This is a genomic window from Maribellus mangrovi (assembly GCF_037646455.1).
In the GTDB taxonomy this organism is placed as follows: domain Bacteria; phylum Bacteroidota; class Bacteroidia; order Bacteroidales; family Prolixibacteraceae; genus Draconibacterium; species Draconibacterium mangrovi_A.
Window position 1 is genome coordinate 103,839 of sequence record NZ_JBBIXN010000004.1, and the last position, 13,842, is coordinate 117,680.

The 13,842-nt window shown below is 39.3% G+C and carries 6 protein-coding genes; 4 read left to right on the forward strand and 2 right to left on the reverse strand.

From position 1 onward, the window contains the following. Positions 1 to 493: 493 nt before the first annotated feature. From WFY05_RS15855 to WFY05_RS15870, 4 genes are all read left to right on the forward strand, one after another. Positions 494 to 3,781, forward strand: a complete 3,288-nt coding sequence (locus WFY05_RS15855) for a BspA family leucine-rich repeat surface protein (protein ID WP_340113883.1) — start codon at positions 494 to 496, stop codon at positions 3,779 to 3,781. 214 nt (positions 3,782 to 3,995) lie between these two features. Then, positions 3,996 to 8,069: an ATP-binding protein gene (locus WFY05_RS15860; protein WP_340113884.1), complete on the forward strand. Its 4,074-nt coding sequence runs from the start codon at positions 3,996 to 3,998 to the stop codon at positions 8,067 to 8,069. Positions 8,070 to 8,277: 208 nt separating this feature from the next. Next, the gene (locus tag WFY05_RS15865) at positions 8,278 to 11,493 is read left to right on the forward strand and encodes a Kelch repeat-containing protein (RefSeq protein WP_340113885.1); all 3,216 of its coding nucleotides are present in this window, start codon (positions 8,278 to 8,280) and stop codon (positions 11,491 to 11,493) included. Positions 11,494 to 11,593: 100 nt separating this feature from the next. Next, on the forward strand, positions 11,594 to 11,971 hold the full coding sequence (locus tag WFY05_RS15870; protein WP_340113886.1) for a hypothetical protein: 378 nt from the start codon (positions 11,594 to 11,596) through the stop codon (positions 11,969 to 11,971). Positions 11,972 to 12,029: 58 nt separating this feature from the next. On the opposite strand, the gene WFY05_RS15875 is transcribed toward WFY05_RS15870, so the two are convergent. Both WFY05_RS15875 and WFY05_RS15880 read right to left on the reverse strand, forming a co-directional pair. Further along, positions 12,030 to 12,641: an aminotransferase class IV family protein gene (locus tag WFY05_RS15875; RefSeq protein WP_340113887.1), complete on the reverse strand. Its 612-nt coding sequence runs from the start codon at positions 12,639 to 12,641 to the stop codon at positions 12,030 to 12,032. Next, the gene (locus WFY05_RS15880) at positions 12,622 to 13,593 is read right to left on the reverse strand and encodes an aminodeoxychorismate synthase component I (protein WP_340113888.1); all 972 of its coding nucleotides are present in this window, start codon (positions 13,591 to 13,593) and stop codon (positions 12,622 to 12,624) included. The genes WFY05_RS15875 and WFY05_RS15880 overlap by 20 nt, the downstream gene beginning before the upstream one ends. Between the last annotated feature and the right edge of the window lie 249 nt (positions 13,594 to 13,842).

Consider the following 13,842-nt stretch of genomic DNA (forward strand, 5'->3'; position numbering starts at 1 on the left):
AAACATCATAGGCCTAGTACCATAATTTCATACATTATTTTGTGAATTGTGCCTTCGTTGTTTGAAATAATTTCAGCGAAAGGTGGATTTACTGCTTTTGGAATGTTCTTTTCCTGTGTCGCATCCGGCGACATTATCATGCATTACATGATACGAAAACTTGAGACAATTTCGCTTTTATATTCTTTCATAGTGAAGATCTTTTACGATCTGGATTGCAACAACGGCATAAAAGTTTATTATTTCTATAAGCTACGGGTGTCAGTTTGAGCTGATTTTGAGATGTTTTAGTTTGATAACTCCACCTTTTGCCGTAACTTGAATATTAACACACATATGTAGCTGATCCCAAAGTTATTTGTTAATCTTAAAATCAATCAACATGAAACCTTTTTACCTTTCCTTGTCAGGCATAATTTGCTACTGTAATATCCGCTGTATTTTAATTAAGAAACTTAATAAATTCATCAGTATAATTGCAATTCTTGTGCTGTTGATTTTCATTATTGCAGCTCCGATTACAGGACAAACTTTGATGCATTCCTACACTTTTGAAGATGGTTCTGCTAGTGATATGGTCGGTGATGCTAATGGTACAGTCTTGGGTGGTACTATTGCTGATGGTGTTTATACTGCTAATTATAATGGTGACTGCATTATGCTTCCTGCGTCAGAAATTGCTATTAATAGCTATTCTGCGGTAAGCCTGGAAGCCAGTGTTATAGCAAGTGAGAATGCTCCGACAAATTCAATGCTGTTTTATTTAGGAGGTTCTACGGGAGGATTAGGAACAGACGGCATGTTTGTGACTCCGAAACACTGGAATGGCCTTGTTACCCGCGGAGCCATTTCTACCGGTCATTATACATCTCCATGGCTCACGGAGACTGCCGTAACTTCCTATCCAATAACAGCATCAGGTTTACATCATGTTGTACTTACTATTGATAGCCTTAAGTTAAGTCTTTATATTGATGGCGAGTTGGCCGGAACAGATAATTTAGCGGCGATGGGCAATAGTATTTCGGCCTTATCCAATGATTATGGATGGATAGCCCGCGGTGGATATGTCGCTGATCCCACATGGCTCGGTATTTTAGATGAATTCAACATCTACAAAGGTATACTGGATCCGGATACAATTGTAGCAAAGGCCAATGCTTTCCTGGGGTCGTCAAATACGAAATTGAGCGGGATTTCTCTTGATGTAGGTACTCTTGAACCTTCATTCAATACTTTGTATAAAAGGTATGTTACTGTAGTACCAGAAGGAACAGAAACGATAAATATTACAGCAACACCTGTAATGGATGGTGCAACAGTAAAAGGCGATGGAGCAATTAAACTTACACAGGGAACTGCCAATGCTGTTCTCACTGTTACTGCATCTGATGGGATAACCGCAGAGACTTATACCATAGAAATCAGTACAAAAGTGGCACCGGGCAACAAAACGCTTACCCATGCCTACCGTTTTGAAGACGGCACAGCAAACGACTACATTGGTGATGCTCATGGTGTTCTTATGTACGATTCTGATGTATCAGGCGGTTCACTCATACTGAATGACGGAGAATTTGTTTCTTTACCGGGCAAAGAAATCGATATTCCTTCGTATGATGCTGTATCAGTTGAAGCCTGGTACACACCTGAAGGCTGGACAAATCCGGGATTCCATTGTGTTTTCGCTTTTGGGAATACTTATGTTGATTTGGGAGTTGATTACTTTATTTTTCAGCCAGCGAGGGAAGACAATGCTTCACTGACCGGTGTTTCAACAGGCGATTATTTTGAACCATGGGCGACTGGAAACGCAGTAACTTCATATGAAACAGATGATCCTGAGCAACACCATGTTGTTTCGATTCTGACCAATGAAGGTATTTACCAGTATCTTGATGGTGATTTTTCCGGATTCACTGCCTATACCGGTAGCAATGCTCTTTCTTCAGTTAGCAACGAATTAGCATACATAGGAAAATCGGTATTTGCCTGGGATCCAACCTGGAATGGTACTGTTGAAGAAATGAATATCTATAATGTGGCTCTTAGTGCCGGGCAGGTTGCATACCAATACGAGAACGGACCCTCCGGAATTGTGTACAATGATGCTTATCTGTCAGAATTGACAGTTGATACAGGATGGCTCGCCCCAGTATTTACACCGGCCGCAAAATCTTACGTATGGTATGTACTAGAGGGTACAGGTACCGGAAATATAAGTGCAATCCCTTTTGGTTTAAATGCAGGAGTTGAGGGTGATGGAGCCTTTGACTTAATGGCTGGAGATACAACAGCAGTTATTGTTGTTACAGCCGAAGACAGCACAATCACCGAGACCTATACGATTAAAATCGAAATGGTTGATGAGATGCCTTATTTTTACCTTGACACCAATGACGTAACCATAATATGCCAGAACTGTCATCCTGGAGATACCGGAACTGTAAATGCTATAGTTTATGAAGCTGTAGATAGTACTTTACTGCGAAAACGCATTAATGAAGGAGTTGATTTAAGTAAAGTTTGTACTTCATTAATAACGGATATGAGTTTAATGTTTTTAGGTGCAGAATCTTTTAATCAGGATATAAGTTCCTGGGATGTTAGTAAGGTAACCAATATGTATGGAATGTTTGGTTTGGCATATGCTTTCAATCAGGATATCAGTTCCTGGGATGTGAGCAATGTCGAAGATATGGTAGCTATGTTTTATTCCGCTACTTCTTTTAACCAGGACATCAGTTCCTGGGATGTAAGCAATTTAAGGGACATGTCGTGGATGTTTAGTTATGCAACCACCTTTAATCAAAATATCAGCACTTGGGATGTAAGTAATGTCACGAATATGTTTTCGGTGTTCAATTCAGCCAGTTCATTTAATCAAAATATTAGCTATTGGGATGTAAGAAAAGTGAAAAATATGGCTGCTATGTTTTACAGTGCTAATGATTTTAATCATGATATAAGTTCATGGCATGTAGACAGCGTAACAGATATGAATGCAATGTTTGCCTCTGCAAATTCTTTTAACCAGGATTTGAGTTCCTGGGAGGTTGGCAATGTGACGAATATGAGTGGCATGTTTGAAGGAGCATCTTTATTTAACCAGGATATTGGTTCCTGGGATGTCAGTAATGTAGTGGATATGTCAGGGATGTTCAGTTTTGCAAGTACCTTTAATCAAAATATCGGCTCATGGGACGTAAGTAATGTAACCAATATGAGCCGAATGTTCTACAATGCGTATGAATTTAACCAGGACGTCGGTTCGTGGAATTTAATTAAGGTAAAAGATATGAGTTTGATGTTTTCTTACGCCACTAAATTTAATCAGGATATAGGTTCATGGAATGTAGATAGTGTAATGGATATGTATGCAATGTTCGCTTCAGCTAATTCTTTCAATCATGATCTCTCGGATTGGTGTGTAGAAAACATAGCATTCGAACCCGGGGATTTTGCTACGGATTGTCCGTTGCAAGTAGAGTATTACCCGGTTTGGGGAATGTGCTCAACAAAAGTGAGTGCCGAAGATATTAAATATGCTGAAGTAATATCGGTTTATCCCAATCCAACCAATGGTTCAATAACAATTGAAACGGGTTCTTCAGGACATTGTCTGATTAATATTACTACTTTAAATGGTCAGTTGTTATTGAGTAAAAAAATGGAAGGAATTAAGGATGAAATTGATCTTTCTTTCTTGGGGAGTGGAATCTATATAGTTAGAATCAGTTCAGAAGGTGCTGTAAGGACAGATAAACTTATTAAATTGTAATTCTTATACCAAAAATATCGGAAAACACAGGTACATGCCTGTGCTTGCTGATACAAAAATAATCGTGCATCTTTAAATCATAACTATACCCTAACCAAACTATCTTTTTATTAGTTTGTTGAAAACATAAAGCCTCATTTAAATGCTTTATGTAGCTACACATTTAAAGGCTCCTGGAAAAGTATTGTCTTTTCATTCAGCTTTTCTGAAAGGAATGAAGTTGATATTCCTTTTGATGTGTTTTAGTTTCTACAGTTACTCACAGGAATATTACTACGAACTCAATAAAATACCTCATAAGGGGGAACTCAGTAACTTCCGGGGTACGGCTATGCTGCAGGATTCAAAAGGCTTTATGTGGTTTGGATCTTTGGACGGACTGTACCGATATGATGGTGCTCATTTCAAGGTGTACCGATTGGACTTGCAGGATACAACTTCACTTTCTAATAGTTTTGTTAATGCAATATTTGAAGATTCTGAAGGGATTATTTGGGTGGCTACAGATAGGGGAATAAGCAGATATTATACAGAATCTGATTCTTTCCAACGTATTCCTAATAACGCGAACACTTCGATGTCTCATACTTTTATCTGCCTTGAGGAATACAACAAGAGAATAATTTGGATGGGTTCAGTGTATGGAATCACTAAATATGATAAGGAGACCCGAGAAATTACAAATTTTCACAAAGATGATCCAGATGTAATACTTGAAGAGGGGATAATGGAGATTAAATCAACATCTGAAGGTAACTTATTGATCCAGGATCTCAGAGGAGAAAAATTTAAGATTTTCACCCGGAACGATTCTCTCGTAAAAGTAGGAGACATTCGTGGATTTCCTATTTATCAAGATACATTGGGTATTTACAAAGTGGATAATTGGCGATCTATTGAAGATGACTTAAGCACGGCAAAAGAGAGCCTGCGAAAGAACCAGTTGTCAGGAAAGGATATATGGAGCTCCTATTCGGATAGTGACCAAAATATATGGATACGGACAGAGAAAGGAATTCATTGCTTCAATCAAAATCTGGATTTGATTTTTTATGTTCCGAATTTTCAGTCCAACATCGTACTCCAGCAAGGTGATTATATGGAGCGTGAATATACCACCCACGTATACGAAGATACCAATCATTCATTATGGTATTTTGGTGAAGATGGCATCTATCAGATTGTTCGCAAAAAGAAGATTTTTAATCAATACCCCCTCAATTTAGGTTGGGAGATCACATGTATGGCACCCATTGACAAAGACCATATTTGGGTGGGTAACAGTATGGGTGTTTTTAAGTTCGATCGTACGACTAAAGATTATACCAATTATTCGGTTATTCCAGGTTTTGGGTATTTGGGTTGGGTACGATCGATGTTACTGAATAGCGACAACACACTTTGGGTAGGCACCCATTCAAATGGCCTTTTTGCTTTGAATAAAGATGGTCAGCTCATTAGACATTTCAAACCAGTCTGGCATCAGGACATTAACAAAAGGAGATTCTTCCAGCCCAGACAGATTTTCGAAGATAGTCAGGATCGAGTTTGGATCTTATCCGAATGGGCTCGCCCCTGTTACTTTGACCGGGATAAAGATCGCGTCATGTTTTTGGCCAGCAATCCTGTCGCGGATGATGATTTTGAGCCCAAAAATATAGTAACCATAATCGAATCTTCTTCCGGTAATCTTTATGTCATGGGGGAAGCCGGATTTTATAAAGTTGTACCTCCTTTTATTCAAGTAAGTGACTCAACTGTAATGCCCCGAAATATAATTAAGTATAATGGTAAGAATCAGTTTGGAGAAATCCATGAAATGAATGGGGAATTTTCTTTTTTAGATAATTCCGGAGATATCTGGATGGGATTTCCGGGAGCAGAATTCGTGAGCAGGATCATACCAGACGAAGAAACAAAAGATCGATTATTAAAAGTTATTAATTTCTTTCCTGGAGATGGCTTAATCAATGGACCTGTTCATTCCTTTGTTCAGGACCACAACAATAATATCTGGATGGCATCTGCTGCAGGAATATCAAAATTCAATCGTGCAACAGGAAATTTTACCAATTATTATCAAAGGCAAGGTTTGCCTACCCGCTTTTTTAATGATGCAACATCACTGGAAAGTGGAGAAGTCGTGATGGCCACTTTTGGATTGGTAATATTTCATCCAGACAGCCTGCCCATAAACGATTTTGCGGCTCCTGTTAAAATCACGGATTTGCAGATTAATAACGAATCCATTAAACCATCTCCCGGATCTGTGTTGGAAAAATCCATTGAATACACAGATTCCATCGAGCTTACTTATAATCAAAACAACCTCTCATTTTCCTATGCTCTTCTAAATTACATTAATCCGGACCTCAACCAATATAAATACAAACTTGAAGGATATCATGATGAATGGATTTTTGCAGGAAACAGAACTAAAGTTGATTTTACAAATCTTGATCCGGGTGATTATACTTTTAGGATTATAGCAGCCAATGAGGAAGGCATTTGGAATGAAGAAGGAGCCTCGCTTCAAATTTTTATTGCTGCTCCCTGGTGGAAAACAACAACCGCTTATGTTTCCTATGTTTTGTTTGTTTTAATTTCGCTTTATTTTATTCGTCGTTATGAATTAAACCGACAGAGTCTTAGGCATCGATGGGAACTTAAACAATTGGAAACAGAAAAATACAAAGAAATTGATCAGGCGAAATCAAAATTTTTTGCCAACATTTCTCATGAATTCCGTACCCCCCTTACCCTTATCCGGGGACCCTTAGAAGAACTCGATAAGCAACAAACTGAAAATATTCCTGTGAAAAAAGACTTGATTGGGATTATGAAAAGGAATACGGCGAGACTCCAGCGCTTGATCAACCAGTTGCTTGATATCTCAAAAATGGAAACTGGGCAAATGAAACTGCAGGTTCGCAAGGGAGATATTGAAAAATTCCTTCGAAGCATCATCCTTTCATTTCTGTCGCTGGCCGAAAGTAAAAATATTCATTACAGTTATGAGTTTCCCGGGGAGAATCATCTTGTTCTTTATGACGAGGACAAATTGGAAAAAATAGTAATCAACCTGATTTCTAATGCATTTAAATTCACGCCTAAAAATGGTAAGATTAATATTAGGTGTGAATACGAATACAGGAAAGGAGCTGAAGATCCTGAATTGATTAACATTTCGGTAGAAGATACCGGTAGAGGAATTGCTGAGGATAAGCTCGATAAAATATTTGATCGGTTTTACCAGGTAAACGATTCCAGTAAAAGAGACACTGAAGGAACAGGAATTGGTCTTGCCCTGACCCGCGAATTGGTGAAGATTTATCGTGGAGAAATCAGTGCTGAGAGCAAGGAAGGAATAGGTAGCACGTTTAAACTCAAACTCCCGGTTAGCGAGCTTAGGTTTCAGGATTATGAGCTTGATCCTGTAACTAAAAAAGACTCATTATCGGAGAGAGAGTCTTTTCAGGAACAGGAAGAAACAAAGAACTTCATCGGTAAAAAACTACAAACTTCAAAAGACAAACCTTTAGCCTTAATTGTAGAGGACAATTCGGATCTGAGGACATATATCTCCGGTATCCTTGGAAATAATTACAGGATTCAAACGGCAGAAAACGGAAAACTTGGTTATGATATGGCGGTAGCAAAAATTCCGGATATTGTGATCAGCGACCTGATGATGCCTGTAATGGACGGAGTGGAGTTGTGCAGGATGATTAAGGAAGATGAGCGCACCAACCATATCCCGGTGATCATGTTAACAGCCAAAGCAGATAAGGGTAGTAAAATGGAAGGGCTGAATACAGGCGCAGACGATTACATCATTAAACCTTTTGATGCCGAAGAATTACATACGCGCGCAAAAAACTTAATAGATCAGCGCAAAAAACTCAGACAAAAGTTCAGGAAAGATTTTATACTTCCGAAAAAAACAGATATTACCGTTTCCCAGAATGATCGGTTAATCAGAAAAGTATTTGATCTTTTTGAAAAAAATTATTCGGATTTCAACTTTAATGTAGATGATATGAGCGCTGAACTTCATATGAGCAGGACACAGTTCTACAGAAAAGTACACGCACTCACCGGGGAATCTCCCAATGAGTTGTTCAGGGTATTTCGGATGAAAAAAGCTGCAGAACTTATAAAAGCAGGAAATTCGAACATTACTGGTGTGATGTACGAGGTGGGTTTCAAAAGTACTTCTCATTTTGCCAACTCCTTTAAAAAATACTTTGGTCAGAATCCATCTGAATACAGGAATTCCCTGAAGTAAATAAATCTGTATTTATGCCCCCCAATGCTATTTACAAGCCTTAAATTCTTCTGCTAAATCCAGTTTTGTAACACTCGGTTCAATTTGGTACAATACCAACCTATTTTAGCACAATACCAGTTGATATTGATATATAGCGTGTTGTAACTTGTTTCTGAAAACTATTCAAGCAAAGGAATAGAATTAACAATCATTAATTCATAAGGTCATGAAAAGTATAATTACAAGTTTTGTTTCAAACAAACCCCGAAGGATTTATTTAAAAAATCTAAGTTTTCTTCTATTCAGCATATTTATCACCTTAACCACTTCCAATGTTGAAGCTCAATTAATCGATATTCCAAATTTAGTTGTTCTTGAGGGAGCGTCAGTTTTTGACAGCAAAGAAAAAGCATTCAAATCAAATGCGGAGATTGTTATAAAGGATTCGGAGATACTACGAATTGGAAGCGTAGGTGATTTTGAATATCCTGACGATGCCACTGTTTATGATGTGTCAGGAAGATTTATTATACCCGGATTAGTCGATTTTCATGTTCACATGGGAGCTTACAGTCCTAACGGAATAACCATGGCAAAATACTTAGCCGCTGGTGTGACTTCCATACGTATTGCCGGAACAATACATCCGGAAGCTATCGTAAAGTTAAAAAATGACGTGAAGGAGAGACGGCTAGATGGTCCAAGGTTGTTTGTAGCCGGTCATTTCATAGATGAACCCGGCAGGACGGATAATACTGTTAAAGTAGGCAATGCAGATCAGATGCGGGCAGAGATCCAAAGACAGGCTGCAATTGGGGTGGATTACATCAAACTTTACTGGGATGTAAGTCCGGAACTTCTTGGTGTGGCTGTTGAAGAAGCGCATGCTCTTGGATTGAAGGTACTTGGTCATTTGAGAAAAACAAGTTGGACAGAAGCTGCGAATCTTGGCATTGACTTCCTTACCCATTGTGGTTCCGATGGTCCTATCTGGGAATTGGTAGATAATGATAGTGTGCGGAATATCCTAAGAAGTAACGATCCACCGCGTCCTTATTATCCCGATATTAAACCAGAGGAATACTTCCATCTATGGGCAGAAAATGTGAATCTGGAAGGAGATCGAATGGACAGCCTCATCGATGCTTTAGTCCAGGGAAATGTGACCGTTGATCCAACTATGGCACCCATGCAATCACTTTTTTTTGGAGATGATACAGAAATTCTCGCAAAACTTCACCCCGAGTGTACTCCGGCCGAAATCACCGATAGATGGGGTGTAGGATGGCAAACGAAAAACCCAAAAATCACCAGTAATCCCTTCTATACCACAGGAAAAGAAATATGGCCTTTAACCCAGGAAATTACCCGTAAGCTCTATGAGGGTGGAGTCAGACTTACTACCGGATCAGACTTTGTAATGCCCTGGATTACACCAGGTGATGGACTGCATAGGGAGTTAGAATTGTTGGTAGAAGCCGGAATACCAGCCGATGAAGTGCTACTTATCGCAACAAAAAATGCAGCGGAAGCCTTAGACGTATTATCAGAAACCGGTACGATAGAAGAAGGAAAACTTGCCGATTTGGTAGTATTGGCAGCGAATCCGTTGGAAGACATTCGTAATTCAAATACCGTTCAGATGGTCTTTAAACAAGGACACTACTATCAACCAGATGTTTTACTGGATGCTATTGGTGTAAATTGCAGCAAACCGGACTGGCAACAGTTGAGCTCCATGGATATTGCCAGGGGATACTTGTCATCCTGTACCATCGATAGTTTGATCTATATATTTGGTGGTGAAACTACTCCAGTCTATACAAATTTAGATTCTGCTGATGTATTTAATACTAAAACAAACCAGTGGATGGACCTGGAAGCCATTCCAACGGCTGTAGTTAGTCCGGCTGTAGAAGAAGTGAATAGCAAGATTTATGTTCTCGGTGGTTTGACTCACACAAGCGGAAATGGGATTGGTATGAATACGGTTTATGAATATGATCCTGATGGAAATAAATGGGTGCAAAAAAACAATAGCCCATATACGATAGGAGCCTGGTCGTCGAAAGTCATGGATAGTACCATTTATTTATTCGGCGGAAGTAATAATATGCCTTCAGATGCCAATAAAGCATGGACTTATGAACCCGCATCAGAAACATGGACTTCACTGCCCAATATGTTATATAATCAAGCATATGGAAATTCGGTTGAACTTATAGATAATAAATTCTACTACATCGGGGGATCACTGGAGTCAGGTTTTTATGGTCCAACAGGTAAGTCTCAGGTTTATGATCCTAATGAGGGCAATTACACAGAATTGGCTGTGATGCCTGTCCCGGTGGTGCAACACCGAACTGTTGTTTATAATAATAAGATCCTTGTTTTTGGAGGTTCTAAAAGTATCTATGCCGGTTGCAACTGGAGTTGTAGTGTAGGTACAAATTGTATTCAAGAGTACGATCCGGCTACGAATACGTGGACATTAATGAGACCTATGCCATTTACACGCTCTGCAATGACAGTTGAAAAAGTGGATAATTATGTATACCTGATTGGAGGATATCCGAATGGAAGGGATTTGGATCAACCATTAGATGAGGTTAGGCGCTTTAACCTGAATTATTTGGAAGAATGGTGTGAAGGAGTGAATATCCAGGAACCATCTAAGGCACTGAAGGTGGGAGATGAATATACTCTAAATGCAGATATTTTACCATCAGATTTTGCGAACAAAGCTATGATTTGGACATCGGATAACGACTCAGTGCTTACTGTTACTGATTCGATAAACGGAATAATCAAATGTGTGGGCGATGGAACGGCTATGATAACGGCACAGCTCAAATACGGAAGCAATTCTGATGCGATAAGTCTGACTGTTAATAAAAATCTGCCACCGGTTTTAACGCTCGAAGAGGATACATTTGACCTGATTATGGATTCAATCGTTAAAGTGTCGAGTAATGAAGATTGTTTTGTTTACCTGGTTACGGAGGGTACCGGAAATTCTCTTTCCGAAATAATACGTAATCGCGTAAAAAGTACCATGCAGGCATTTGCGGATAGTTCGATTGAAATTAATATTTCAGATCTTGAGGTAGGAACTTACTGGTTGTATGCAAGGGATCCCTACAAAAATATTTCAGAACCGGTAATATTAATAATAGAAGATACGGGTACAGGGATCAATCGGCAAATTTCTGAGAATTTCAGAATCTATCCTAATCCAACCAATGGTGTATTAACCATTGAGACAAGCGATTTGAACAATTGCCACATCAGTATTACAACAATGAACGGCCAGGTTCTTCTTAGTAAAGAGGTACAAGGAAACAGGATGGAAATAGATGTATCTGAGTTCCGGAAAGGAATTTATTTGATCACTATTAAGTCTGACAAGGCTGTACGGACAAAGAAAGTGATTAAGCTTTAATCGCTGATATTCAGGATTCTTTTTAATGGCGTTATAATAATATTTTTATTCTTGCGTATTATTAGCAAAGCACTTTTTAAATCTTTTAAGTGGGAAGCCAGTGAAAAAAAGATTAAAAATATTTATCATTATAGGTTTTTCAATTCTGCTCTTACTTTTTCTAGGTACAAGTTTCTATGTTGAGTATCGGGTTCAGGAAACGTGTAAATTGGCACTTGAGTCCTATCCCGGAGACAAAATTCAGGCTCTTGTAAATGTGGCACAAAGCCGTGCTGAATGTGATGATGAAAAATCAAGAGCGTTGTGGGCAATGGGGCAGTTAGGCGCAAAACAGGCACTACCTTATTTGCTCGAAAATTACGATGGCATTGAAGAGACTAATATTTGTATTTACGAGGCTCAATTTGCCATTAAAAAGATCCAAAATGATTCGTTTAATTTGCCCGGATTTCTGTGGAGATGGTTATTGGAAAAATAAATAATCTGCCATATAATACAGCCAGTCTTTATCTGGCCATGTCATCCACCATCCTATATCAAGCATCCAGCATTTCAACATTTTCCACCTCAATCACCGGCATATTTTCCAGGTCCTGCATGGCATTGATCAGACCAACCTTGCTGTAATTGGGTAAATCGGCTGGGGTGATCCGCCAGACTTTTATTTTACCCTCTGTAATCAGCCGGGCACGCTGGGTGCCGGAGAGCAGGGGAGTGTCGGGTGTCCACCAGCTGGTGCCGTCCCAAAACACCGGATTGGCAGTGTAACTGTCGCTGATGCAGCCGTTTTTTACGATCAATATATCGTCGCAGTCACCTCGCTGATTGAAAAGGAAATTCAGCCGTTTCCGGTCGGCATATTTCAAATGATAATCAATTTCATTGTCTTCCACCAGTTTCAGGCTTTTTATCGGGCGGTATTTATGAGCAATGAATTCAATCTTTTCAATTTGCTCGGAATATATCACCCGGCAACGAAAAAGTCCGGTTTTAGCTTTTTCAGGAATTTGAATCGAATCGGCTAATGAAATAAGGTCGGAACAGGAATACGCTTTTTTTCTGGCCAGATTGAAACGATGCTGGTGAAATTCCAGGTTAAAGAGTTTCCCGTCGAGGCATTTTATGGTTTCAAGCAAAAATCGGGACATACACTTTTTTAATCATTTCGTCGTACTCATTTTGGGCATCGCTCATAAACGTAATTCCGCCACCGCTTTTATAAACGAGTTCTCCGTTTTGGTTTTCGATGTAGCGTATCAAGACGCAGCTGTCGAGGTTTTGCCCGTCGAAATACCCAAAAATACCGGTGTAAAAACCGCGCTTGTAATTTTCGGCGGCTTTAATAATTTCCACGGTCTTTTTTTTGGGTGCTCCGGAAATGGAACCTGCCGGCAACATGGTAAAGATAATGTCGCCAATATTTTCTGTATAATCTTTGGGAAGGTTACCGGTAATTTTCGAACTTACCTGCCACAAGTCGCGTCGGTTGGTTTTTATGCGTTCCAGGTATCGGAATTTTTCCACCGTAACATTTTCGGCCACCAGGCTCAGATCATTACGGATTAAATCGACAATAGTGTTGTGTTCAGCCAGTTCTTTCGAATCTTTTAGAATGAGTTCTTCAGCATTCTCGATGCTGGCATCCATTGTTCCTTTCATCGGAAATGAAGCAATCTTTCCATCCGTAATCTGCACAAAAGTTTCAGGAGAAAAACACACAAATTCATTGTTCAAAAGGATTTTGTATGGCGCCGAACTTCGCTCAAAAATATCGGTGAGCGAAAGGTTGGTCCGCACCTGTGTTGGTTGAGTGAAATTGAGCAAATAGGTATCGCCGTTATGAATGAGCTGCTGAACCTGGTCAAATCCTTTTTTATAATCTTCTATAGAAACCGGATCAATTTTCCACTCTTCGATATTTGGATTAACCTTGCCGGACTTAAAATTTGAAGCGTCACGTGTTTGCCAGAGTATTTCTTCACTGGCATGGGGATTTAAAAGTTTGGCTCGTTCTCCTTCAAAATCAATCAGAAAAACAAAGGCTTCCCGGCGGGCACCCAGTGCGTTCATTTTATTTGATATCTCCTCCCTTACTTTCATTCCGGCGCAAAGTTATAAAAAGCTGTGAGCTATGAGCTGCGAGTTGCAAGCTTTGAGTTGGCAGTGGTCAGTGTTCAGCAATCAGTGATCAGTTGACAGTAGGCAATTAACCACAGGCAAATCGGTAACAAACGGGCACCATTTCTCCTCCAATTACAATTTATCAGTTTAACAACAGAGCAATTGTAGTTTGCAGTCGCAATATTCTGTTTTGAAAATATTTTAGCATTACACATTAGAGCATTTAAG